This window comes from Streptomyces sp. NPDC058051 (genome assembly GCF_042885475.1).
GTDB lineage: Bacteria > Actinomycetota > Actinomycetes > Streptomycetales > Streptomycetaceae > Streptomyces.
Genome location: NZ_JBHVRW010000023.1, coordinates 60791 through 85541, shown reverse-complemented (window position 1 = coordinate 85541; position 24751 = coordinate 60791). Strand labels below are relative to the sequence as shown.

At 70.2% G+C, this 24751-nt stretch carries 21 protein-coding genes; 16 read left to right on the top strand and 5 right to left on the bottom strand.

The window, feature by feature from the left end:
* Positions 1-2: 2 nt before the first annotated feature.
* The 12 genes from ACFVUT_RS29115 (at position 3) to ACFVUT_RS29060 (ending at position 11607) form a co-directional block, all read left to right on the top strand.
* Positions 3-806, top strand: coding sequence for an MlaE family ABC transporter permease (locus ACFVUT_RS29115; protein ID WP_389655342.1), 804 nt, complete (start codon positions 3-5; stop codon positions 804-806).
* Complete coding sequence (locus tag ACFVUT_RS29110) at positions 803-2104, top strand: MCE family protein (RefSeq protein WP_389655340.1); 1302 nt, start codon at positions 803-805, stop codon at positions 2102-2104. The genes ACFVUT_RS29115 and ACFVUT_RS29110 overlap by 4 nt, the downstream gene beginning before the upstream one ends.
* Positions 2101-3132 carry an MCE family protein gene (locus ACFVUT_RS29105; RefSeq protein ID WP_389655338.1) on the top strand — a complete coding sequence of 344 codons (1032 nt, stop codon included), beginning with the start codon at positions 2101-2103 and terminating at the stop codon, positions 3130-3132. The genes ACFVUT_RS29110 and ACFVUT_RS29105 overlap by 4 nt, the downstream gene beginning before the upstream one ends.
* Positions 3129-4148, top strand: coding sequence for an MCE family protein (locus ACFVUT_RS29100; protein ID WP_389655336.1), 1020 nt, complete (start codon positions 3129-3131; stop codon positions 4146-4148). Before ACFVUT_RS29105 ends, ACFVUT_RS29100 begins: the two co-directional genes overlap by 4 nt.
* A gap of 1 nt (position 4149) precedes the next feature.
* Positions 4150-5277, top strand: a complete 1128-nt coding sequence (locus tag ACFVUT_RS29095) for an MCE family protein (protein ID WP_389655334.1) — start codon at positions 4150-4152, stop codon at positions 5275-5277.
* Positions 5274-6497 carry an MCE family protein gene (locus tag ACFVUT_RS29090; protein ID WP_389655332.1) on the top strand — a complete coding sequence of 408 codons (1224 nt, stop codon included), beginning with the start codon at positions 5274-5276 and terminating at the stop codon, positions 6495-6497. Before ACFVUT_RS29095 ends, ACFVUT_RS29090 begins: the two co-directional genes overlap by 4 nt.
* A complete protein-coding gene (locus ACFVUT_RS29085) occupies positions 6494-7750 on the top strand; it encodes an MCE family protein (protein ID WP_389655330.1) in 1257 nt (418 codons plus the stop codon). The genes ACFVUT_RS29090 and ACFVUT_RS29085 overlap by 4 nt, the downstream gene beginning before the upstream one ends.
* The gene (locus ACFVUT_RS29080) at positions 7747-8265 is read left to right on the top strand and encodes a hypothetical protein (protein ID WP_389655328.1); all 519 of its coding nucleotides are present in this window, start codon (positions 7747-7749) and stop codon (positions 8263-8265) included. The genes ACFVUT_RS29085 and ACFVUT_RS29080 overlap by 4 nt, the downstream gene beginning before the upstream one ends.
* A 19-nt stretch (positions 8266-8284) precedes the next feature.
* Positions 8285-8944, top strand: a complete 660-nt coding sequence (locus ACFVUT_RS29075; RefSeq protein ID WP_389655326.1) for a hypothetical protein — start codon at positions 8285-8287, stop codon at positions 8942-8944.
* A gap of 68 nt (positions 8945-9012) precedes the next feature.
* The gene (locus ACFVUT_RS29070; protein ID WP_389655324.1) at positions 9013-9543 is read left to right on the top strand and encodes a hypothetical protein; all 531 of its coding nucleotides are present in this window, start codon (positions 9013-9015) and stop codon (positions 9541-9543) included.
* Positions 9544-9590: 47 nt separating this feature from the next.
* The gene (locus ACFVUT_RS29065; RefSeq protein ID WP_389655322.1) at positions 9591-10358 is read left to right on the top strand and encodes a hypothetical protein; all 768 of its coding nucleotides are present in this window, start codon (positions 9591-9593) and stop codon (positions 10356-10358) included.
* 22 nt (positions 10359-10380) lie between these two features.
* Positions 10381-11607, top strand: a complete 1227-nt coding sequence (locus ACFVUT_RS29060; RefSeq protein ID WP_389655320.1) for a lytic murein transglycosylase — start codon at positions 10381-10383, stop codon at positions 11605-11607.
* A 79-nt stretch (positions 11608-11686) separates the two neighbouring features.
* On the opposite strand, the gene ACFVUT_RS29055 is transcribed toward ACFVUT_RS29060, so the two are convergent.
* Positions 11687-12754 (bottom strand): ATP-dependent DNA ligase, encoded by a 1068-nt coding sequence (locus ACFVUT_RS29055; RefSeq protein WP_389655318.1) that lies wholly within the window; start codon positions 12752-12754, stop codon positions 11687-11689.
* 97 nt (positions 12755-12851) lie between these two features.
* Here ACFVUT_RS29055 and ligD point away from each other — a divergent pair, with 97 nt between their 5' ends.
* Both ligD and ACFVUT_RS29045 read left to right on the top strand, forming a co-directional pair.
* Positions 12852-13862: a non-homologous end-joining DNA ligase gene (ligD, locus tag ACFVUT_RS29050; RefSeq protein ID WP_389655445.1), complete on the top strand. Its 1011-nt coding sequence runs from the start codon at positions 12852-12854 to the stop codon at positions 13860-13862.
* Positions 13859-14938, top strand: a complete 1080-nt coding sequence (locus ACFVUT_RS29045) for an ABC transporter permease (RefSeq protein ID WP_389655316.1) — start codon at positions 13859-13861, stop codon at positions 14936-14938. Before ligD ends, ACFVUT_RS29045 begins: the two co-directional genes overlap by 4 nt.
* 12 nt (positions 14939-14950) lie before the next feature.
* Here ACFVUT_RS29045 and ACFVUT_RS29040 read toward each other — a convergent pair whose 3' ends face one another.
* On the bottom strand, positions 14951-17188 hold the full coding sequence (locus ACFVUT_RS29040) for an OmpL47-type beta-barrel domain-containing protein (RefSeq protein ID WP_389655314.1): 2238 nt from the start codon (positions 17186-17188) through the stop codon (positions 14951-14953).
* Entirely contained in the window at positions 17185-19677 is a 2493-nt protein-coding gene (locus tag ACFVUT_RS29035) for a ThuA domain-containing protein (protein WP_389655312.1), read from the bottom strand. The genes ACFVUT_RS29040 and ACFVUT_RS29035 overlap by 4 nt, the downstream gene beginning before the upstream one ends.
* A gap of 296 nt (positions 19678-19973) precedes the next feature.
* Between ACFVUT_RS29035 and ACFVUT_RS29030 the strand changes: the two genes are divergently transcribed.
* Positions 19974-21158, top strand: a complete 1185-nt coding sequence (locus ACFVUT_RS29030; RefSeq protein WP_389655310.1) for a multicopper oxidase domain-containing protein — start codon at positions 19974-19976, stop codon at positions 21156-21158.
* A 5-nt stretch (positions 21159-21163) separates the two neighbouring features.
* On the opposite strand, the gene ACFVUT_RS29025 is transcribed toward ACFVUT_RS29030, so the two are convergent.
* Positions 21164-23386, bottom strand: a complete 2223-nt coding sequence (locus ACFVUT_RS29025) for a DEAD/DEAH box helicase (protein WP_389655308.1) — start codon at positions 23384-23386, stop codon at positions 21164-21166.
* Between the two features lie 97 nt (positions 23387-23483).
* Entirely contained in the window at positions 23484-24266 is a 783-nt protein-coding gene (locus tag ACFVUT_RS29020; RefSeq protein ID WP_389655306.1) for an IclR family transcriptional regulator, read from the bottom strand.
* A gap of 198 nt (positions 24267-24464) precedes the next feature.
* Here ACFVUT_RS29020 and ACFVUT_RS29015 point away from each other — a divergent pair, with 198 nt between their 5' ends.
* Entirely contained in the window at positions 24465-24575 is a 111-nt protein-coding gene (locus ACFVUT_RS29015) for a putative leader peptide (protein WP_389655304.1), read from the top strand.
* Positions 24576-24751 lie beyond the last annotated feature (176 nt).

The window sequence follows — 24751 nt, the reverse complement described above, 5'->3', positions numbered from 1 at the left end:
AGATGTCCATGCTCGGCTGGCTGGATCGCTCGGGCGATCAACTCACCTTCTACATACGCGCGCTGATCTGGATCCCCCGGACCCTGCGCCGCTACCTCAAAGAGGTGCAGCGCCTCCTCGCCGAAGTCGCCTTCGGCAGCGGCGGCCTCGGCGTCATCGGCGGAACCATCGGCGTGATGATCGCGATGACTCTCTTCACGGGAACGGTCGTCGGACTCCAGGGGTACGCGGCGCTCAACCAGATCGGCACGTCCGCCTTCACCGGCTTCATCTCCGCCTACTTCAACACCCGTGAGATCGCACCGCTCGTCGCCGGACTCGCCCTCTCCGCCACTGTCGGCGCCGGCTTCACCGCCCAGCTCGGCGCGATGCGGATCAACGAGGAGGTGGACGCCCTCGAAGCGATGGGCGTGCGCTCCATGCCGTACCTCGTCACCACCCGGGTCATCGCCGGAGTCGTCGCGATCATCCCGCTGTACGCCATCGGGCTGCTCTCGTCGTACGTCGCGTCCCGCTACGTCACCGTGCTGTTCAACGGGCAGTCGGAAGGCACGTACGACCACTACTTCAATCTGTTCCTCTCCCCGGACGACGTCCTGCTGTCGGTGCTCAAGGTGCTGATCTTCAGCGTGATGGTGATCCTCGCCCACTGCTACTACGGATTCCGGGCCGAGGGCGGTCCCGCCGGGGTCGGAATCGCCGTCGGTCGGTCGGTGCGCAACGCGATCGTGCTGATCAGCGTCACCGACTTCTTCCTCTCACTCGCCATCTGGGGCGCCACGACGACCGTGAAGGTGGCCGGATGATGAACGCGCAGACGGTACGCCGACGGCTCGCCGGAGCCGGCTTCTTCCTCGTGCCCGCCGTACTCGTGTGGGTGTCCGTCGCGGTGTACAACAAGGACTTCACCCACGACGCCACCGTGACCGTACGGACCGGAACCGTCGGCAACGAGATGCACGACAACGCCGATGTGAAACTGCGCGGTGTCGTCGTCGGCCAGGTCCGCACCATCGCGGCCGACGGGGACGGGGCCCGTCTCACCCTCGCCATCCAGCCCGGCAAGCTCGACCGGATCCCGGCCGACGTCACCGCCCAGATGCTGCCCACCACCCTCTTCGGGGAACGGTTCGTGGCACTCGTACCACCGGAGATCCCCTCCGCGCAGACGCTGAAGGCGGGGGCCGTCATCCCCCAGGACCGCTCCAGCAACGCCATCGAGCTGGAAGAGGTCCTCGACAACGTCCTGCCGCTGCTCACCGCCGTGCAGCCGCAGAAGCTCTCCGCCACCCTCACCGCCGTCTCCCAGGCCCTCGAAGGGCGGGGCGACAAGCTCGGCGAGACCCTGGTCACGCTCGACGCCCACCTGAAGAAGCTCAACCCCCAACTGCCCAAGCTCAACGCCGACATCAAGGAACTCGTCAAGGTGAGCACCGTGTACGCGGACGCCGCCCCGGACGTCCTCGACGCGCTCACCGACTTCACCACCACGAGCAGCACCCTCGCCGACCAGCAGGCCGAACTCGCCGACCTGTACGGATCCACCACCGCCGCCGCCCAGGACACCACCGCCTTCCTGCGGAAGAACAAGGACAACCTCATCCGGCTCGCCGCGACGAGCAGGCCGACACTGGAGACCCTCGCGACGTACTCGTCGGAGTTCCCCTGCACGCTGCGCACCATCGCCGGATTCGTCCCCGCGATGGACAAGGCGCTCGGCAAGGGCACGAACGAACCCGGCCTGCACGTCACCCTGAAGGCGGTGCCCTCCAAGGGGAAGTACGTGGCGGGCAAGGACACCCCGGTCTACGACGCGACCGGCGGACCGCACTGCTACTCCCTGCCCTACATCGGTGCCACCGTGCCGACGGCGGACGCCCGTGCCGCCGCCGACAAGGCCACCGCGTCGTCGTCCGAGCCGGACGCCCCCGAAGAAGTGGCGGCGGCGGACGCATCCCTCGGCATGCCCAACTCCCCGCAGGAGAGCCGGCTCGTCAACGAACTGGTGGCTCCCTCACTGAAAGTCCAGCCGCAGGAACTGCCCGAGTGGAGCAGCGTGCTCATCGGTCCGGCCTTCCGCGGTGCGGAGGTGAAGCTCAAGTGAAGCGCCGCTCCCTCGCCGGGCCCCTCACGAAGTCGATCGTCTTCATCCTGGTCACGGTCGTGGCCACCGCCGTCCTGGCCCTGTCCATCGCCAACACGGGCGTCGGCGGCACCAGTACCTACAGAGCCCGGTTCACCGACGCGACCGGACTGATCGTCGGCGACAGCGTCCGGATCGCCGGCGTGAAGGTCGGACAGGTCGAATCCATCGAGGTCGCCGACCGGCGGCTCGCCGAAGTCGGCTTCAGCGTCCAGAAGGGCCGCAAGCTTCCGGCATCGGTGACCGCGTCCATCAAGTACCTCAACATGGTCGGCCAGCGGTACATCGACCTCGACCAGGGGGCGGGTCCGGTCGGCGAGAGCTTCACCGTCGGCTCGACCATCCCGCTCTCCCGCACCACCCCGGCCCTCGACCTCACCCAGCTCTTCAACGGCTTCCAGCCGCTCTTCGAAGGGCTCTCCCCACCGGACGTCAACCAGCTCGCCGGCTCCATCGTCCAGGTGCTCCAGGGCGAGGGCGGCACCGTCGACAGCATCCTCCAGCACGTCGGGTCGCTGACCGGCACCGTCGCCGCCAAGGACAAGGTGATCGGCGAGGTGATCAAGAACCTCAACACGGTCCTGAAGACCGTCAACGACCGCGAGGCCGGCTTCAACGACCTCGTCGTCACCCTCCAGAAGCTCGTCACCGGCTTCTCCGGCGACCGCAAACCGCTCGGCCAGGCAGTCACCGCGATGGGGGCGCTCACCACCGTCACCGCGGACCTGCTCGACGACGGCCGGGCCCCGCTCAAGAAGGACATCAAACAGCTCGGGCGCCTCTCCGACCGGCTGGCCGACAACTCGTCGGAGATCGAGAACTTCCTGGAGAAGACCCCGGCCAAGATGACGGCGATCAGCCGCCTCACCTCGTACGGCTCGTGGCTCAACCTCTATCTCTGCGAAGCCCGGATCAACGGTGTGACGACCAGTGACGGCAGCACACCGCCCACCGGCATCGCGATCACCCAGCCGAGGTGCCTGTCATGAGAATCAAACCCGTACGGGAACGCAACCCCGTCGCCGTCAGCGTCGTGGGCCTGCTCGTCCTGGCCCTCCTCGGATTCGCCGCCTACCGCGCCGACTCGCTGCCCTTCATCGGAGGCGGCACGACCTACAGCGCCGACTTCACCGAATCGGCCGGACTCGCCGACGGCGACGAGGTACGGATCGCCGGGGTGAAGGTCGGCGAGGTCACCGGGGTCTCCCTCGACGGCGCCAAGGTGAAGGTCACCTTCCGGGTCAGGGACGCCTGGATCGGAAACTCCAGCACCATCGGCATCGCCATCAAGACCCTGCTCGGCGACAAGTACCTCGCCGTCGACCCGCTCGGCAACGCCCCGCAGGACCCGCACGAGCGCATCACCGCGAGCCGTACCACGTCCCCGTACGACGTCACGCAGGCGTTCAACGGTCTCGGCGAGACCATCGGCGACATCGACACCGCACAGCTCGCCAAGAGCTTCGAAACGATCTCCGCCACGTTCAAGGACTCGCCGCCGAACGTGAAGAGCGCCGCCAACGGGCTCTCCGCACTCTCCAGGACCGTCTCCGAGCGCGACGCCCAGCTCGCCACCCTCCTCAAGGGCAGCAAGCAGCTCACCAAGACCCTCGCCGACAAGAAGAGCAGCTTCGAAACCCTCCTGGAGGACGGCAACCTGCTCCTCGGCGAGATCCAGGCGCGCCGCGACTCCATCCACCTGCTGCTCACCGGCACCCGCGATCTGGGCACCCAGCTCACCGGGCTCGTCGCCGACAACAACAAGCAGCTGAAGCCCACACTCAACGCACTCGGCCGGGTCACCGCGGTCCTGCAGAAGAACCGCAAGAGCCTCGACAAGGTGCTGTCGCTCGCCGGGTCGTACAACCGGCTCGTCGGCAACACCCTCGGCAACGGCCGCTGGTTCGACAACTACGTCTGCGGTGTCGTCCCGAAGAACTACCTGCCCGCCGACACCCCACCGGCCACCGGGTGCATGCCTCCCAAGCAGGAAGGCGGCAGCTGACATGAGACGCACGCGCATCGTCGGCATCTGCGCCGGACTCGCCGTGGTGGCCGTCGCTGCCACCACGGGCCTGATGGCCCTGGACGACAAGGGGACGACGACCGTCACCGCGTACTTCGACCAGGCCACCGGTGTCTACGCCGGATCGGACCTGCGGATCCTCGGCGTGAAGGTCGGCACCGTCGCGTCGGTCACACCGCGTGGCAAGGAGGTCGAGGTCGTCCTACGGGTCGACAAGGGCATCCAGGTCCCAAAGGACGCACACGCCGTCGTCGTCGCGCCCAGCCTCGTCGCCGACCGGTACATCCAGCTCGCCCCCGCCTACACAGGGGGAGCCGTCCTGGCCGACGGAGCCGAACTGCCCGCCGCGAACAACGCGACGCCGGTGGAAGTGGACCAGCTGTACGAGTCCATCACCGAACTCGCCGGCGCGCTCGGGCCGGACGGCGCGAACGCCGAAGGAGCGTTCGCCGGGCTCCTCGACACCGGGGCGAAGAACCTCAAGGGCAACGGCAAGGACATCGGGGACTCCATCGAACAGTTCGGCAAGGCCACGAAGACCCTCGACAAGAGCAATGGGGACCTCTTCGACACGCTGTCCTACCTGCAGACCTTCACCACGATGCTGAAGGAGAACGACGGCAACGTACGCGCCGCCGAGCAGCAGCTGAACTCCGTCACCGGCTTCCTGGCCGACGACAAGAAGAACCTCGGTGCCGCGCTCAAGGAGCTCGGCACCGCACTCGCCCAGGTCAAGACCTTCATCCACGACAACCGCGCGGCACTCAAGAAGAACGTGGACGCCCTGGTGCCGCTCACCCAGACCCTCGTCGACCAGCGGGCCTCGCTCGCCGAGTCCCTCGACACACTGCCGCTCTCCGCGGGCAACCTCGTCAACGCGTACGACCCGACGAACCGGACACTCAACGGCCGGACCGACCTCAACGAGCTCAGCATGGGCGGGCCCCTGACCGAGTCGACCGTGAGTCTCGACGGCCTCTCCCCGGTGACCGCCGAACGGCGCAAGGCGCTGCCCGCACTGCCGCTGCCGGCCGTGGGCACCGTCTACGGCACGCCGGAGGACACCGGGACAGGGAAGAACAACGACACCAAGGGGGCGGACCGATGAGCCGTGACCTCCGCAGACCCGGGGCCCTCGCGACCACCGGCGCCGCCACCCTGATCGCCTTCGGCCTCTGCTGCCTCCTCGTCGTCAGGGGCTGCGAGGCCCCGCGGTTCAGCGGCATCGAACAACTGCCGCTGCCCGGCGGCGCGGACCTCGGAGACCATCCGTACGAGATCACCGCCGACTTCGCGGACGTGCTCAGCCTCGCACCGCAGTCCTCGGTGAAGGTCAACGACGTCTCCGTCGGCCGCGTCACCAAGATCTCCCTCGCTCCGGGCAACTGGCAGGCCAGGGTCACCATGCGCGTCAACGGGAAGGTCGAACTGCCCGCCAACGCCTACGCCCACCTGGAACAGTCCAGCCTCCTCGGTGAGAAGTACATCCAGCTCTCACCACCCGCGGCGGGCGCCGCCCGAGGCACCCTCACCGACGGTGCGAAGATCCCGCTCTCCCGCACCAACCGCAACCCCGAGGTCGAAGAGGTCCTCGGCGCCCTGTCGTTGCTCCTCAACGGCGGCGGTGTCAACCAGCTCAAGACCATCACGACCGAACTCAACAAGGCACTGACCGGGCAGGAGCCGCAGATCCGGTCCATGCTCAGCCGTGTCGACACCCTCGTCACCAACCTCGACGACCACAAGAAGGACATCACCGACGCGCTCGACGGAGTCAACCGCCTCTCCGCCACCCTCGCCACCCGGAAACAGGACGTCGGGAAGGTCCTCACCGGGCTCAGCCCCGGCCTGAAGGTCCTGGAGAAACAGCGCGGCTCGCTCCTCACCATGCTGCGCGCGCTCGACACCCTCTCCACCGTCGCCGTCGACACCGTCAACAAGAGCAAGGCGGACACCATCGCCGACCTCAAGGCCCTCGCCCCCACCCTGAAGGCGCTCGCCGACTCGGGCAACGACCTGCCGGACTCCCTCCAGGTGCTCGCGACCTATCCGTTCACGGACGAGGTGCTGCGCGGTGTCAAGGGCGACTACCTCAACGTCTACCTGGACATGACGGCCGTCCCCGGCACCCAGGTCATCCCGCCCTACGACCCGGACGCCGACGACGCGACCGCAACGTCCGCGGTGGCCGGCTCGGGACTGCCGCTGCCCCTGCCCTCGATCACGGCCTCGCGGACGACCACGGCCACACCTTCCGGAACGAGTGCGCGGCAGCCCTCGGACCAACCGTCGGACGGGCCTTCGGCCTCGGAGGGGAGCAACCGATGATCACCCTCGCCACCCGGCTGAAGAACATCGCGTTCCTGATCATCGCCGTGCTCGTGCTCGGCTACCTGGGCGTCCGGTACGCCGACCTCGGCCACTACGTCGGCCTGCGCGACTACTACACCGTCAAGGTCCAGCTCTCCCGGACGGGAGGTCTGTTCACCCACTCCAACGTCACCTACCGGGGCGTGTCCGTGGGCCGCGTCGGCCCGATCGAACTCACCGACGACGGCGTGGAGGCCGAACTGCGCATCAACAAGTCCGCGCCGCCCATCCCCGACGAGCTCAAGGCCGTCGTCGCCAACCTCTCCGCCGTCGGCGAGCAGTACGTCGACCTCCGGCCGACCCGCACCGACGGCCCCTACCTGGAGAACGGCTCGGTCATCGACCAGGCCGACACCACCGTTCCCGCACCGGTGACGAACGTCCTCACCAGCGTCAACGACCTCGCCGGTTCCGTCGACCTGGAATCGCTGCGCACCGTGGTCGACGAGTTCGGCGCCGCGTTCGACGGGCGCGGTGACGACCTCCAGGTCCTCCTCGACACGGGCAGCGACTTCGTCCGGGCGGCCGACGACGCACTGCCCACCACCACCAAGCTGATGGCCGACGGCGAGGTCGTGCTGCGCACCCAAGCCGAACAGGGCGAGGCGCTGAAGGGATTCGCCTCCGGGGCCGAGGAACTGGCAGCCCAGCTCAAGAGTTCCGACACGGACCTCCGCAAGCTGATCGCCGCCGCACCCGACGCGACCGAGCAGATCAGCGGCCTGCTCCGCGACCTCGACCCCGGGTTCGGGGTCGTCGTCGCGAACCTCCTCACCACCTCCGAGGTGGCCGTCACCCGGCAGCGCGGCATCGAGGAACTCCTCGTGAAACTGCCCGCCGTCGCCGCGGCCGGGGCGAGCGCCGTGGACGAGGACGGCGCGCGGTTCGGCCTGTCGGTCACCTTCTTCGAACCGCTGCCCTGCACCGCCGGATACGGCGGGACGACCTATCGCAACGGTCTCGACACGACCACCGGCCCCGCGGTCAACACCAAGGCACGCTGCACGTCCTCGCCGGGCACCGGCATCAACGTACGCGGCAGCGCCAACGCCCCCAAGGGCGGTGCCGTACCCGAACCCGCCAAGCCGGGCTCGATGCTCCTGGGCACCGACGCGGGCGGCACGCTCCCCGGTGCACTCGGGGCCACGGCGAACACGGCGCCCGCCGCGAGCGGCATGGCCGGGCTGCTGGGACTGGAGGCCGGCGAGTGAACACCCGAGGCAGAAGACTCGGCGGCTGGGCGGCCGTACTCGCCGCCGTGCTGTTCTGCGCCTTCGGCGGCTGGTCGTACGCGCAGGCGCGGGGCGACGACACCCTCGCGTACGCGAAGAGCCGCGACGCGGCCCTGGCAGCGGGCAAGCACCACCTGGCCCGGCTGAACAGCCTGAACGGCAAGGACGACGCGAGCGTGGACGCGGGGCTGGGCCAGTGGCTCGACGTCTCCACCGGACCGCTGCACGACCAGCTGAAGCGGACCCGCGGGAAGGACGCCGAGGAGCTGAAGAAGAGCGGCAGCACCGCCCGCGGCACCGTCACCGACGCGGCGCTCACCGCGCTCGACGAACGGACGGGTACGGCCGAGCTGATCGCGACCGTCGACGTCCGGGTCACCCCGCGCACCGGCGAGGCCGGCACCGAACGCAAACGGTTCGAGGCGACCCTCGCCCGTACCGCGGACGGCTGGAAGATCAAGGCACTCACCGCGATTCCGGTGGGTGCGGCATGAGGCACGGGGGAGGACGCCGATGGTGAGCACCGGGGAGATGGCCGAGGCCGAAGCCGAGGAGGCGAAGGCCCCGGCAATCACCGAGGTCGACGGGGCCGTGGGGGCGGAGGCCGCCGGAACCGTGGGGGCAGCGGTCGACGGGGACGGGGACGGGGACGGTTCTGGGGGGTCCGGGTCCGTCCGCCGTCTCCGGCGCACGGCCGCCGTGCTGCTGGTGGTCGCCCTCGTCGTGGCGGGAGCCGGATTCCTCGTCCGGACCCAGCAGTTGAGGGACACCCCGGCCACCGGAAACCTGGCGCTGAGCGACAGCGAGGCCACCACCCGCGTCGTGGGCGACGTGAGCAGCGCGCTGGGCAAGGTCTTCTCGTACGGCCCGCAGGACACCGCCGCCACCAAGGAGTCCGCGAAGCAGCTTCTCGGCGGACGGGCGCTGCAGCAGTACGCGGCGCTGTTCGGCCAGGTCGAGAAGCAGTCCGAGGACCAGAAGCTGACTCTCACCACCCATGTCGTACGCGCCGGGGTCACCCGGCTCTCCGCCACGAGCGCCCGGCTGCTCGTCTTCCTCGACCAGGTCTACGAGCGCCGGGGCAAGGCGGCCACCACGGCGGCCGCCCAGCTCTCCGTCACCGCCGAACCGCACAACGGACACTGGCGCATCGTCGATATCGCCACCCGATAGCCGGGGCCGCGACCACCGTCACCCGGACACCCACCGCTCAGCTCAGCCGGTAGAGGGAGAGACCGCACATGGCACGGATACGGACGACGAAGAACCCGCTGGTGGTGGCGGCGGTCGTGCTGACCGTCGCGGCGGCGGGCGGCGCGGCCTGGGGCGGCTCGTCCTGGTACGGGGCCGCGCACGACGACGCGGCCGGCTACGGGCAGACCCGCGACGACGCGCTGGCCGCGGGGGAGCAGGCCGTACAGAACCTGAACACGCTCGACCACCAGAAGCTCAGCCAGGGACTGGACAGCTGGGAGGACTCCACGACCGGCGATCTGCACCAGCAACTCGTCGACGGGCGGAGCGGGTTCGAGAAGCAGATCCAGGAAGCGAAGACCGTGAGCACCGCCAAGGTGCTGTCCGGCGCGGTCACCGAACTCGACGACCGGGCCGGCAAGGCGTCGGTCATGGTGGCACTGCGGGTCACCGTCGCAGCGCCGAAGGGCAAGCCAGCGGTGAAGGAGAGCCGGATGCTCGGCCGGCTCACCCGCACGTCCGACGGGTGGAAGCTCAGCACCCTCGGCCAGGCGCCGGTCGGAAACACGGCCGGCTGAACCCGCCCGGCACCACCCGAACCATTCCACCGAGAGGAACACGGCACATGTCGACGACGCGTCATCTCGTGAACCGTCAGCGCCGGTTGGCGACCGTCGCCGCCGCGGAGCGTACGACCGCGCCCCCGCGCAGCAGGGGGCGGACCGGCGAGGACGAGCCGCAGCCGGGGACCGCACCCGATCCTGACGCGCCCTCGGACTCCCCCGACGCGGAGCCGGCGGAGAACGAGACGACCGACGAGGAGACGGCTGAAGCGCCGGCCACGGCCACGGCCACGGCCACGTCTCGCCTGCGGATGCGGATGCGGATGCGGCTGCCCGTCGTGCTCTGCGCGCTCACCCTCCTCCTCGGCGCCTTCGCCGCCTGGTCGTTCACCGAGGCCGACGGGCTGCGCGGCGACGCGAGCCGCCAGAACACCGCCCTCACCGACATCAGCAGGACCAGTGAGGTGAAGGGGCAGATCTCCGAGGCGGTGGGCGCGGTCTTCTCGTACAACTACGCCGCCACCGCCAAGTCCGACCAGGCGGCGAAGACCTACCTCGTCGGCAAGGCGGTGCAGCAGCACAAGGACATGCTCGCGGACGTCCGGGAGCAGGGGCCGAAGCAGAAGCTCGTCCTCACCACGACCGTCACCGAGAGCGGGGTGGAGCTCCTCGACGGAGACCGGGCCCGGCTACTGATCTTCGCCGACCAGAGCAACACCCGTACCGGTGCGTCGGACGAGACGACCTACGCGGCGGCCATGTTCGCCGTGGACGCCGTTCGCCGCGGTGAGACCTGGCGGATCTCCGGCATCGACACGTTCACCCAGTGACCCGGGGGAGAGGGGAGCACGCATGAGGTTCAACGGCACCATGCGCCGCCGGGCCGGCGGAACGGCAGCCGCGGTCGCCGCGATGGCCGCGCTCACCGCGTCCCAGGGACCCGGAACCGTGCACCACGAACTGACCGCGAAGGAGCGTCAGGAGGCCGACGAGGTCACGTGGACGCACGTGCCCAACGACGACTCGTACCACACCGAACTGCCGCCGCTGCGGTCGCCGCAACCGCCGAAGGCCGGCGCGAAGCAGAGCCCGGCCGCTACGACGGCATGGGCCGAGGCGGGCATCCCGGCCACGGTGCTCGCGGCGTACCGCGCGGCGGAGAGCACGCTCGGGCGCACCGACCCCGGGTGCCATCTGCCCTGGCAACTGCTCGCCGCGATCGGCAAGGTCGAATCCGGGCAGGCCGGCGGGGGACGGGTCGACGCCCACGGCACCACGCTCACGCCGATCCTCGGCCCGGTCCTCAACGGAGCCGGGTTCGCGAACATCCCGGACACCGACAACGGTGTGTACGACGGCGACAGGACGTACGACCGGGCAGTCGGCCCGATGCAGTTCATCCCCTCCACCTGGGCGCACTGGGCCAGGGACGGGAACGGCGACGGCCGCCGCGATCCGAACAACGTCTTCGACGCGGCCCTGGCCGCCGGAGCCTACCTCTGCGCGGGAACCCGCGATCTGTCCGTGAAGGCCGATCTGGACCGGGCGATCCTCAGCTACAACCACTCGGACACCTACCTGCGTACGGTGCTGTCCTGGCTGGAGTTCTACCGCAAGGGCATCCACCCCGTGCCCGACGGCAAGGGCACCGTGCCGAAGAGCCCCGGTGCGGGCGGGCCGAACAAGCCGACGCACCCGGTCGGCGGCCCCGGCGCCCCGGGCGGCGGCATCGTCGTGGGCCCGCCGCCCGGCGGCTCGCCCGGCCCCTCGTCGTCGGCGTCCCCGAACCCCTCCGACTCGCCCACCGGTTCCCCGGACCCGAGCGATTCCCCGGATCCCACCGATCCGGGCGGTTCCCCGGACCCGACCGACAGCGGTCCCACCACCCCGGATCCCGGGACGAGCCCCGATCCGGACCCCAGCACCACGGATCCCGGCGGCACGGATCCCGGCTGCCCGTCCGGCTCGCCGTCCCCCGACCCGACCGACCCGGCCGGAACGACCGAGTCCCCGTCACCCGACCCGAGCACGAGCGAGGACCCCTGCGCCGAGCCGTCGGAGGCAGAGCCTGCCGGGTGACCTGTGACCTGTGACCTGTGACCTGTGACCTGTGACCTGTGACCTGTGGCCGGGCGGCCGAAGGCCACCCGACAGGCCCTCAGCGCCCGCCTCCTGAAAGCACGTCGGCCAGGTCGTACCGCACCACCTCCTCCAGCTGCGCATAGGTGCAGCTCTCGGGGGTGCGGTCCGGCCGCCACCGGCGGAACTGCGCCGTGTGCCGGAAACGGTCGCCCTCCATGTGGTCGTACGCCACCTCGCAGACCCGTTCCGGACGCAGCGCCACCCACGACTGGTCCTTCTTCCCGGACCAGCGGCTCTGCGTCCCGGGCAGCCGGGCGCGCTCGTGCGCCTCGGCGTCCGCCCAGGCGGCCCACGGGTGACCGGTGACATCGATCCGCAGCGGCTCCAGCTCCGCGGCCAGTTCCGCGCGGCGTCTCATCGGGAAGGCCGCGCAGACGCCGACGTGCTGGAGGACGCCCCCGGCGTCGTGGAGGCCGAGCAGCAGCGAGCCGACGACCGGGCCGCTCTTGTGGAAGCGGTAGCCCGCCACCACGCAGTCCGCGGTCCGCTCGTGCTTGATCTTGTACATCACCCGTGTGTCGGGGCGGTACGGCAGATCGAGCGGTTTGGCGACCACACCGTCGAGACCCGCGCCCTCGTACCGCTCGAACCACTGCTGGGCGAGTGCCGGGTCCGTGGTCGCCGGCGCGAGGTGGACGGGGGGCGACGCACCGGCGAGGGCCGCCTCCAGCACGGCGCGCCGGTCGGACTGCCTGGTGGAGAGCAGCGAATCGTCGCCCACCGCCAGGATGTCGAAGGCGACCAGGCTGGCCGGGGTCCGCTCGGCGAGCAGCCGCACCCGGGAATCGGCGGGGTGGATGCGCTCGCTGAGCCGGTCGAAGTCCAGCCGTCCGCCGTACGCGACCACGATCTCGCCGTCGATCACACAGCGCGGCGGCAGGCTCTCCCGGACGGCGGTGACCAGCTCGGGGAAGTAGCGGGTGAGCGGCTTTCCGGTCCGGCTGCCGATCACCACCTCCTCGCCGTCGCGGTGCACCACGGCGCGGAAGCCGTCCCACTTGGCCTCGTACTGCATACCGGGCGGGATCTTCGCGACGGACTTGGCGAGCATCGGCTTCACGGGAGGCATCACCGGCAGATCCATGGGCCGATTGTTGCCCATCGGTGGACATACGTCCCCCGATATGCGGCATATGTGAGCCCGGCCTACCGTGACCGTCATGGGCGCAGCGGGAAAAGCGGTGGAGTTGGAAGCGGGCGGACGGGCCGTACGGCTGTCGAGCCCGGACAAGGTCTACTTCCCGGAGAAGGGCTATACGAAGAGGGACGTGGCCGAGTACTTCCTGGCCGTGGGTCCGGGCATCACGCGCGCCCTGCGCGACCGGCCGACCACCCTCCAGCGCTTCGTGGACGGCGTCGAAGGCGAGTTCTTCTACCAGAAGCGGGCGCCGAAGAACCTCCCCGACTGGATCCCGACCGCCCGGGTGGCGTTCCCCAGCGGGCGTCCCGCCGACGAGATCTGCCCCACCGAGGTCGCCGCCGTCCTCTGGGCGGCCAACCTCGGCACGCTCACCTTCCACCCCTGGCCGGTGCGCGGCGGCGACACCGACCATCCGGACGAACTGCGCATCGACCTCGACCCGCAACCCGGAACGGACTACGCCGACGCGGTGAGGGCCGCCCATGAGCTGCGCTCCGTCCTCGACGACCACGGGCTGCGCGGCTGGCCCAAGACCTCCGGCGGCCGGGGCATCCATGTCTTCGTCCCCATCGAGCCGCGCTGGACCTTCACCGAGGTCCGGCGGGCCGCCATCGCCGCCGGGCGCGCACTGGAGCGGAGGATGCCGGACCGGGTGACCACCGCCTGGTGGAAGGAGGAACGCGGCGAGCGCATCTTCGTCGACTACAACCAGACCGCCCGCGACCGGACCATCGCCTCCGCCTACTCCGTGCGCCCCTTTCCGCACGCCCCCGTCTCCGCCCCGCTGCGCTGGACGGAACTCGACGACGCCGAACCGCGCGACTTCGACATCGGGACCATGCCGAAGCGCTATGCGGAAGCCGGCGACGTGCACGCGGACATGGACGAGCACGCCTTCCGGCTCGACGGGCTGCTGGAGCTGGCGGACCGGGACGAGCGGGAGCGCGGGCTCGGCGACCTGCCGTATCCGCCGGAGTACCCGAAGATGCCGGGCGAACCGAAACGGGTCCAGCCGAGCAGGGCCCGGCGCGACGAGGACGGCGATGCATGAGCGCACCCGGCCTGGAGCCCGCCTCCCCGCGCGGGGAACATGCCCGGCCCCCGGCCCGAGGTGACCGGTGGGCGGCGTTCAAGGAGTCCCCGTATCTGCCCGCCCTGGTGCTCCTGTTCATCATCGCGGCGGCGGCCGGCCTCTTCGCGGGCTCCTACACGTACGCGATGGCCAACCCGACCCCGCGCAACATCCCGGCCGCCGTGGTCGGCCGGCTCGACACCCCGCGCGACAAGGTCTTCCTCGACAAGCTGGAGGACGCCCTCAACACCTCGCTGGTGCCGCACGCGTACGCCACCGGAGCCGGGGCCCGCACCGCGCTGGAGGAGCAGAAGGTCTTCGCCATCCTGCGTTCCGAGGACGGCGGGGTCGGCCTGGACGTCGCGAGCGCGTCCGGTGCCTCGGTCGCCCAGCTGCTCGCCGAGTCCGTGCTGAAGGTGGGCGACGCGACCCACGTGCCGGTGAAGGTCACGGACGTGAAGCCCTTGCAGCGGGGCGATCCGCGCGGCCTCGCCCTCTTCTACATCTCGCTCGCCGCGGTGATCGTCGGTTTCGTCGGCGCGATCCAGCTGAGCGTGCACGCCAAGGCACTGGAGCCCCTGGAACGGATCGGGTTCACCGTCGCCTACGCCCTGCTCGGCGGGTTCTCCATCGCCGCCGTGGTGGACTGGCTGCTCGGCTCCGTCGATCTGCCCTTCGTCCAGTCGTGGCTGATCCTCGCCTTCACCATGTTCACCACGGGCATGGTGTTCACCATGTTCAACACCCTGATCGGGCGCTGGGCCATGCTGCCCACCTGGGGGCTGATGGTGATGCTGGGAAACCCGTCCTCCGGCGGCGCGGTGTCCTGGCCGCTGCTGCCGTCGGTGCTCGGCTTCATCGGCCGCTGGCTCCCCCCGGGGGCCTCGGTCAACGCCCAGCACGCCGCCGTCTACTACCAGGGGCACCAGCGGATCTTCCCGTACCTGGTGCTCGCAGGATGGGCGCTGGTCTCCTCCACCGTGTTCTGGGTGTGGCGCCACCGGCACCCCGGAGGCCGTGACCACATGCCTCAGCACGCGGCCACGGCCCCCTGACGCCGGTCCGGGCTACAGCTCCTTGATACGGATGTCGCGGTACGAGACCACGTCCGTGGTGCTGTGGACCTGGAGCCCGATGTAGCCGGAGGCGTAGCGCCGGCCGTCGGTGCCCGGGTCGTCGTCCCGCGGCGGCTCGAAGACCTGGCCGCCGTTGTTGTCGAACTCGTTCAGCAGGACACCGTTGCGGTAGATCGAATAGTGCTGGTCCACCACCCGGATCTCGTAGTCGTTCCAGGTGCCCTTGGGGGTGACCCCGGCGCCGGCCAGACCGATCCGGTCGAACCCGTAGATCGAACCCGTCTTGTACATGTCGCCGTCCGGACGGTCGAGGATCTGCACCTCATGGCCGTACTTGATGGCGACCCACTCCGGACGGGACTCCTCCGGATTGTCGTGGACGTTCGGGAAGCGGACGAACACTCCGCTGTTGGCGTTGCCCGTGCCGGGGGCGTCGTCGCGCCACTGGAGCTTGAGCGAGAAGTCGCCGTACTGCCGTCCCGGGAACCAGAGCATGCCCATGCCGTCCACCGTCGTGGAGCTGGTGATCGTACCGTCGGCATTGAGTCCGAACCTGCCGCCGCCGACCTGCTGCCACTTGGCGAACGACCCCGCCGTGCCGTCGAAGAGCTTCGTGTAGCCCTCGTCCTGGCCCGGCTCGCCGATCCCCGACTGCTTGGCCGCCCGGTAGATCTTCTTGTGCTCGCGGGCGTCGATCACACCGGCGGCGAGCAGCTTGTCGAGGACGTTGTCGACGTGCTTGAGGAACAGCGCGTGCGACGACCAGTCCTTCTCGTCCTCGATCAGCTCATTGATGGTGCAGCGGTTGCCGGTGATGCGGTTGGGCACCCCGGTGTCGACCGTGCCGACGATGACGGTGAGCCGCTCGTCGAACTCCGGACAGTTCGGCGCCGGCACGCCCCCGCTCTGCGCGACGGTGAACGACACCTGCTTCGCGACGGAGGTGTTGCCGGCCTTGTCCGTCGCCCGGTGGGCGACCGCGTGGTAGCCGACCCGGTCGACGATGACGGTGCCGGTGTACGCGAGGAACGGGCCGCCGTCGAGCGAGTACTCGATCCTGTCCACGCCGGACTCGGCGTCGGTCGCCGTGACGGTCACCTTGGCGCTGGTGATGTAGGCGTTGTCCGAGTTCTTGTCGCCCTCCACCGCGGCCGAGGTCTCCGGCGGCGTCCTGTCCTGCGCCGGCGGCGCGACGACGGTGAAGTCGACCGACTTCTCGGCCGCCGCGTTGCCCGCCCTGTCGGTGGCCCGGTAGCGGACGTGGTGCGTGCCGGTCTCGTGCACCATCACGGGTCCGGTGTACGGCTGCCAGGCGCCGTCCGCCCCGATCGCGTACTCGATGGTGTTGACTCCGGACCCGGTGTCGGAGGCGGTCACGGTGACCGTCGCCATGCTGAGGTACCGGCCCTGATCGTCCTGCTCGCCGGACACGGTCGCCGAGGTCTCCGGCGGCGTGGTGTCGTCCGTGGGCGGTGCGGCGACCGCGAAGTCGACCGACTTCTCCGCTGCCGCGTTGCCCGCCTTGTCGGTGGCGCGGTACCGGATCGTGTGCGCCCCGACCTCGTTCACCACGACCGGAGTGGTGTACGGCTGCCAGGCGCCGTCCGCCCCCACCGCGTATTCGACGGTGTCGACCCCCGAGCTGTCGTCGGTCGCCGTGACGGTGACCGTCGCCTGCCCGACGTACGCGCCGTCGGCGTTCCTGTCGCCGTCGACCTTCGCCGAGGTCTCGGGCGCGGTGGTGTCCGAGCCGCCGCCGTCCTCGGTCACGACGAGAATGCCCTGCATCGCCTCGTGCCCCGGCATGGTGCAGTGGTAGAAGTACCGGCCGGGGGTGAGGGTGACCTCGGCGGTGTGCCGGCCGCCCTGGTCGTCGGCCGGATTGGCCAGGATGTTCAGCGTGACGTCGTTGTTGAACTCCGGGTCCGAGACGCTGAAGGTGAGCGTGTGCGGCATCCCCGTGGTGTTCCCGGTCGCCGCGCTGTTCTCGAACACGATGGTCGCCTTGCCGGCCACCGCGGTCGTCGGCGCCGACAGGTAGTGGTCGATGGAGTCGCCCGCCGTCCAGGTGAGCACCTGATCGGCCGCCGCGGCCGTAGGAGCCGCCACGGTACGGCCGTACGCCGCGGTCGAGGTCAGGCCCAGCACCATCAGGAACGCACCCAGCAGGGCGAGCCACAACCGGACGGGCCGGTATCGCCGTCGCGAGTGGAGCGAACGATGTCTCACTGCGCTGCCGCCTTCCTGGCCAGGTCCTCGGCGGCCGGGGTCGGACCGCCGCCCTTGTACGTCACACGCCAGAGCGCGGACTTGGAGTCGGAGGTGAAGAATCCGCGACCGTAGTCCAGGACGTACAGCGAACCGTCCGGGGCGAACTTCCAGTCCATCAGGTTGCGGATGCCGTCGGCACCGACCGGAATGATCTTCTTGAGTGACTCGGCGTGCGTGGGCAGACCGCCCTTGCCGACCGTCTTCGGGTCGGTCAGTACGGCGTGCCGCGGCTGGGTGTCGTCGTAGAAGTCACCGACGAACCACTTGCCGTCCCAGTAGGAGGGCCACTTGTCGGCGCTGGTGCTCGCCGCGTCGTACCGGTAGACCGGGCCGTTCATGGTGGCCTGGCCGCCGCCCTTGAGCCAGGGCAGGAGCTGCTTCTGCTCCTCCGCCTTGTAGCTCGGGATGCCGTCGGCGTCGCGCGGGTAGTCCACGCCGCCGCCCTGCGGGGAGTACCAGATGGTGTTGGAGGTGATCGGCGGCAGGTTCACCAGGCCGTCGTTGTTCGGCGACTCGTTCTTGGGGTGGTCGCAGTCGTACCAGCCGAGCGGCTTGCTCGGGTCCGGCAGGTTGCGGTCCCGGTAGGGCTGCTTGTTGCCCATGCAGTACGGCCAGCCGTGGTTGCCCGCCTTGGTGATCGCGGCGAAGGTGTCGTACTTCGCCGGACCCCATGTGGTGCTCGGCGCGCCCGCGTCGGGGCCGACCCAGCCCGCGTACAGCGTGTCGGTCGTCTTGTCGATCGAGATCCGGGCCGGGTTGCGCACGCCCATCACGTAGATCTCCCCGCGGGTCTTGCCACCGCCCTCGTCCGGCTCCTCGCCGGTGAAGAGGTTGCCCTCGGGCAGGGTGTACGTGCCGTCGTCCTCCGGGTGGATCCGCAGGATCTTGCCGTTGAGGTTGTTCGTGTTGCCCGCGGTCCGCCGGGCATCGGCGAACGAGACGCCCTTGTAGTTCGGCTGCGGGTTGTTGCCCGAGTAACCGTCGCTGAATTGGGAGGAGTTGTTGTCACCGGTGGCGATGTACAGGTTGCCCTTGGAGTCCCAGGCCATCCCGCCGCCGGCGTGGCAGCAGCTGTGGATCTGGACCGGCCAGTGCAGCAGCACCTTCTCGGAGGAAAGGTCCAGCTTGTCGGTGGCCGGGTCCAGGGTGAAGCGGGAGACCTGGCGCACCGCCATCTGCTTGTCACGGTCGATCTTCGAGTGGGGTGTGTAGTGCAGGTACACCCAGCCGTTCTGTTCGAAGTCCGGGTCCAGCTCGATCCCGAGCAGCCCCTCCTCGACCTTGACCAGCTCGTCTCCGCCGCCCTTGTTGCCGAACACGGTCAGCTCGCCGGCGAGGGTGGCCTTCTTCGTCCTCGGGTCGTAGACATGGATCTGCCCCAGCCCCTTGCCGATGTCCGGGTCGTTCCAGTCCGTGACGACCGGCCGGCTGCTGTCGGCCCCGCCGCGGCCGATGTACAGCACCCGTCCGTCCGGGGCGACGACCAAACCGTGCGGCTCGCCGATCTGGTCGTTCCGGCCGGGCTGATTGGGCTGGGTGACCCGCTCCGCCGTGTAGTTGGAGGTGATCGTCGCCCGGCAGTCGGCCTGCGAGATCCGGGTCGTCCAGTCGAGTGCACCGCGCAGATGGTCGCGGAAGTCGGTCTCCGCGAAGCTGTCGACCGTACCGCCCATGGCCGTGTAGAAGGACCTGCCGCCGTCGTAGTCCCGGCACCAGGAGACCGGGTGGTCCCAGCCGTTGGCGCTCGCGCCCGGCTTGTACGTGATCTCCCTGACGCGGGCCACGGTGTGCACGTCACCGGACGGGTTCTTCGTCCAGTTCAGCCACTTGTCCGGGCGCTTCCACTCCAGCGGCAGGTTCTTGGTCGCCGGGTGCTGGCGGTCGCCGATCTCGACCGTCGCGCGCTGTACGGCGGTCGGGCTGTCGGCTGCCGGACGGGCTCCGACCAGTCCGGTGAACCAGTCCGAATACGGTTCGGTGCGCGCCGCGTCATGGATGCCGAGGAAACCGCCTCCGGCCTCCATGTACGCCTCCAGGCCGGCCTCCTGCTCCGGGTCCAGCACATCGCCGCCACCGGTCAGGAAGACGACGGCGTTGTACGTGCCGAGCTGCTTGCCCTTGGTGAAGACGGCCGGGTCGTCGGTGGCGACGGTCCGGAACCGGCCGGCCTCCGGCCCGGTGAGTCCGATCTTCTCGATCGCTGCGATCCCGGCGTCGACGGTCGGGGACTCCTCGGTGGCGGAGGCATGGAACACCAGGACCTTGACGTCGGCGCTGCCCGGTGGTGACGGCAGGGATAACGTTGTCACCATGTCGCGCGGCGGTTCCGGATAGGGCCTGGCGCTGGCGGCGTTGCCGCCGAGCAGGGAAGCGGCCAGGGCTCCGGCCGCCAGGGCCGCAGCAAGTCCGCGTCGCGATCTGGACCTGTGATGTGGTGTGCGCTGCATGTGGTCACCCACCCCTCTTTGGTCACTACAACAGCGGATGAAGCTAGACCTCTTTTCGCGACTCGCCAATAGCTATGGCAGCAATCGCACGAACTTTGTCCTGGGTGTGGATAAACGAAGATCCCCCGGCTACGGTGTGGGCCGTCCGGGGGGTACCTGTGCCCCGCCAACCTCGGCAACCTCTGAAGCCGCCGCAATCCCCGTAACCTCCGTAGCCTCCGCGGTCTGCGCAGACCCCGCGATCCGGACACGAGCGCAAGCATCGGCAAATTCCTTGACGCAGTGGGGAGTTCGACATGGACAGAAGGAGCTTCAACCGGCGGTTCCTGGTAGGCGGAGGGGTGGCCGCCGCGACCGGGGTGACATCGTTGTCTCTGGGGACGATCGAGGCCAGTTCGGCGGAACCCCCGCCCAGAACCGCCCCGGCGGGAGGTGCCGTCCGCCATCTCAAGCTGTACGCCGAGAAGCTGGCGGACGGTCAGATGGGCTACGGCCTGGAGAAGGGCAAGGCGTCGATCCCGGGGCCCCTCATCGAACTCACCGAGGGCGACACGCTGCACATCGAGTTCGAGAACACCATGGACGTGCCGGTCAGCCTGCATACGCACGGAGTCGACTACGACATCGCGAGCGACGGCACCCGGATGAACAAGAGCATCGTCGAACCGGGCGGCACCCGCACCTACACCTGGCGCACCCACGCGCCGGGCCGGCGCAAGGACGGCACCTGGCAGCCCGGCAGCGCGGGCTACTGGCACTACCACGACCACGTCGTCGGCACGGATCACGGCACCGGCGGGATCAAGAAGGGCCTCTACGGTCCGCTGATCGTCAGGCGCGCGGGAGACATCCTGCCGGACAAGACGATCACGATCGTCTTCAACGACCTGACGATCAACAACAAGCCGGCCCACGAAGCCCCCGACTTCCAGGCCACGGTGGGGGACCGCCTCGAAGTGGTGATGATCACGCACGGCGACTACTTCCACACGTTCCACATTCACGGTCATCGCTGGGCGGACAACCGGACCGGTCTGCTCACCGGTCCGGACGACCCGAGCCGCGTCGTCGACACGAAGATCGTCGGACCGGCGGACTCCTTCGGCTTCCAGGTCATCGCGGGCGAACACGTGGGCGCCGGCGCCTGGATGTACCACTGCCATGTACAGAGCCACTCCGACATGGGCATGGCCGGACTGCTGCTGGTCGCCAAACCGGACGGCACGGTGCCGGGCTACGACCCCCACGACATGACGACCCACGCGTCGGCCGCGCCGGGCAAGACCGCGCCGGACGGTACGGCGAAGGGCACCACCGGGCACGGTGACACGGCTCCCGGCACGACGGCGGCCGGCACACCGGCTCCCGGCAAGGCGGCTCCCGGCAAGGCGGCGCCCGGCAAGGCGGCTCCCGATCAGGCGGCGAAGGACGCGGCCACCCACGCCCCGGCCACCCACGCCCCGGCGGCGCACGGGAGCTGAGGCGGTCAGCTCCCCGGCACCGCCCCGGCTGCCTCGGCGGCTCCCGCCGCTCCGGTGGCGAGGCGCAGCTGCTCCTCCTCGACGATGCGTCGGGCCAGCGATCCGTCCGACACGTCCACGGCGTCCGGCGTCGTCTCGGCGACGTCGCTGCGCCGTGCGTACAGGTCGAACAGCCGCTCCTTGCGCGCCAGGATGTTCAGCAGCCGCTCGTCGACGCTGTCGGTGGCGAGGAGCCGGTGCACCTGGACGGACCGTATCTGGCCCATCCGGTGTGCCCGGGCCACCGCCTGATGCTCCATCGTCGGTTTGATCTGCGGTTCGCAGATGATGACGACGGAGGCGGCCTGCATGTTCAGCCCCACACCGCCCGCCTGGATCTGGCTCAGCAGGACGGCATGGCCCTCGACGGCACTGAATCCGTCGATCAGCTCCTGCCGCCGGGCGGCCGGAAGACTTCCGGAGAGAGGCCCGAACACGCCCTTGCCCAGGGCCTGACCGACGCTGAGGAGCACCTCGCGGAAGTACGAGAAGACGACGACCTTGAGGCCGTTGTCCGCGGCCTCGGCGACCAGCTCGCGCAGCCGGTTCAGTTTCGCGGACGTGTCGGGCCGGGCGTACGCGGCCCGGCGCATCCGCATGAACTGCCCGGCGCCCACGGCCTCGCGGTAGGCCGCGAGGTCGCCCTCGCTGAACTGCTCCCACTCGTCGACCTGCACCAGCGCGGGGAGTTCGGTCAGCACGTCCTCCTGATTGCGCCGCAGATAGGCCGGGGCGACGGCCTTGCGGAACGCGTGCGAACCCGCGGCGCCGTGCGTGGTGTGGATCGAGGAGGCCAGCTCGGGCCGGAGCTGGCGGACGAGGCTGCGGAACTCCTCGACCCGGTTCTCCATCGGCGTACCGGTCAGGAACAGCACCCGTTCGGCACGCCGCGTCCAGCCGGACACCGCTCGGGAACGGCGGGTGTCGGGGTTCTTGACGTAGTGGGCCTCGTCGACCACCAGCATGGCAGGGGCCGTGTCGCAGTCCGCGGCGGCCGGCAGGGTGTGCAGCGCGTCGAACGTGGTGAGGGCGACCCCGCCGCCCTCCCGCCACTGTGCGAAGGCGCCCTGCCGTTCGGCGCCGTGCACCGGCAGCGCGCGCAGCGTGGACCGGGAACGGACCTCGCGCGCCCAGGTGATGAGCACGCTCGCCGGACAGACCACGAGGAAGTGTGTCTCGCCCCGCGCCGAGAGGTGCGCGAGCGCGGCAATGGCCTGCACGGTCTTGCCGAGTCCCATCTCGTCCCCGAGGATGACCCGCTTCTGCGCGAGCGCGAACCGGGCGCCGAACGACTGGTACCCGCGCAGGGCGACGCGCAGATGGGCGTCGTCCAGCCGCAGCTCACGCACCCGGTCCGCTATCCCGGACGGGAGGAATCCCTCGGCCGCGTCCCGGTCGGGCCCCGTGCCCGACATCTCGGCGAGCAGGCTGTAGTACTCCGCGGACCGCAGTTCGAAGTCCACCCAGGCCGCGAGGTCCGACTCGGCGTCCCGCAGCAGATCGACGGAGACCTGCCCGAACAGCAGGGGAAGCCCGCGCGTGGCCGCTTCGGCGACGGCGGCCCGTACCGAGACGACGGCCTCCAGCGCCTGGGCGCGGGCCTGCCGCCGACTGAGCAGCATCCGCAGCCGCCCCCGTGCCGGTCCCGCCGCGGCCAGCAGGGGCTCCAGGCGCCCGACGAGGCGGCCCGCCGCGTCCACGGCCCGGCGGACGTCGGGACCGGCCTCGACCAGCCGGTGCAATGCGGTGACGAGCGCGGTCGTGTCCTTGTCCGGGGCGTCCACGTCTATCCGGACGGTGACGGTGTCCCGCACCGCGTGGGCGATCTGCCCGGCCGCGGCCAGTGCCTGGTCGGCGGTCTGCGCGCCGACCCCGGGGATCTGGCGGAGCTCGAAGCGGTTCGCCTCGTGGACCTGGCCGACGGTCGTGAAGCCGGCCTGCTGGACCGCGCCGATCCGCAGTCTGCCCTCGGTGACGTCCTTGAGCCGGGAGACGGGGATCGCCGACAGCTCGCGACGGATGAGGGAGTCGAGCAGCGGAGCCAGCGCCGCGCGCACGGCGTCGACGGCGCGGGCGTGATCGGCCAGCACCGTGCGCGCCGTGCCGAGCAGTTGCTCCGCCTGCTCCAGCAGCTCCCGGGCGGCCCTTCCTCGGGGAGCCCTGGCCTCCGCCGGTCCGGCCTCTGTCATGTACGTCCCTCTGTCCGCGGAGTCCGGCTGCCGTCCTGCCCGGCACCCGCCCCGGGCGATCCCTATCGTGCCACGCGGCGCCGACCGTGCCCCCGGCTCACGACGCGGGCGGTCGGCGTTCCGCCGGGGAGAGCAACAGGATCTCCAGAGCGCGCGCACAGGCGCGGGCCTGCGACAGGAACCACTCGGTGCGCGCGTCCGTGATGACGGACGGCGTGGCCCGGACCGCGAGGGCGAAGCGCGCGTACCCGGAACCGTCCAGCACCGGGACCGCCAAGGTCCGTACGCCGTAGGCCGACTCGCCGTCGTTGAGCGCGTAGGCGTGGGACCGCACCTTGGCCAACTCGGCCTCCAGAGCCTCCCGTTCGACGATCGTGCGCTCGGTGAACGCCGGAAGCGGAGGGAGCGAGGCGAGTCCGCCCTCGCCCGGCCGCGCCCAGGCCAGCAGCACCTTGCCGAGCGCGGTGGAGTGCAGCGGCCTGCGCAGCCCCACCTTCGGGGTGACCGAACCACCGGCGACGATCACCGCGTGCGGGCCGCTGCGCAGCGCGAGGTCGGCGGTGGCACCCGTGCGCTCGGCGAGGTCGGTCAGCTCCGGGGCGGCCAGGTGCAGACCGCGCTGGTGGTACGAGAGGCGGCCCAGCTCGGTCACGGCGGGCCCGAGCCGGTAACGGGACGTGCGGGCGTCCTGCTCCAGGAAACCCGCACTCAGCAGGGTGCGGGCCAGCCGGTGCGCCGTGGACACGGAGAGTCCGAGGCGGCGGGCGAGGTCGGAGGCGCTGAGATCGGGGCCGTTGTCGTGGAAGCAGTGCAGGACGTCCAGGGCGCGCTGTACCGCCTGCGCTCCGGCCGGGGCGCGCACCGTCGTGGCCTCGGTCATATCGGGTGACTCTCTGCTCGTGAGGGGAAGGAGGGCATGTGGTTGCCATACTACGGGAGTTGAGAACGGAGTCTCCGCCCCCTGTGAAACACTCTGTTCATACTCAATCCCACATCGTGGGAAGCGAGTTGTGGGTCGGGGCGCGTCCGTGGCAGGCTGCCGCACATCACCACCGATCGAGCAGAAGGGAGCAGTGCCATGGCCGGCCGTCGAACCGCGAGTCCCGCTCACGCCGCTCCGGTCCTGCTCGCTCTGACGCTGCGCCGTCACATCGACCTGGCGCGGGTCTCCAGCGCCGCCTGTCGCTGACCTTCTTCCCCTCACGCATGCGCCGCCCCTCCCCGCCGCGTCCTCGGCGCGGCCCGGAGGTTCCTCCGCCCTACGCGGTGCCTGCCGCCCGCCGTACGTCTGCCCCGGCGCCCACGTACGCACCGCGCTCCAGCACTGATCCACGCACCGTGCTCCAGCACTGACGTACGCGCCGC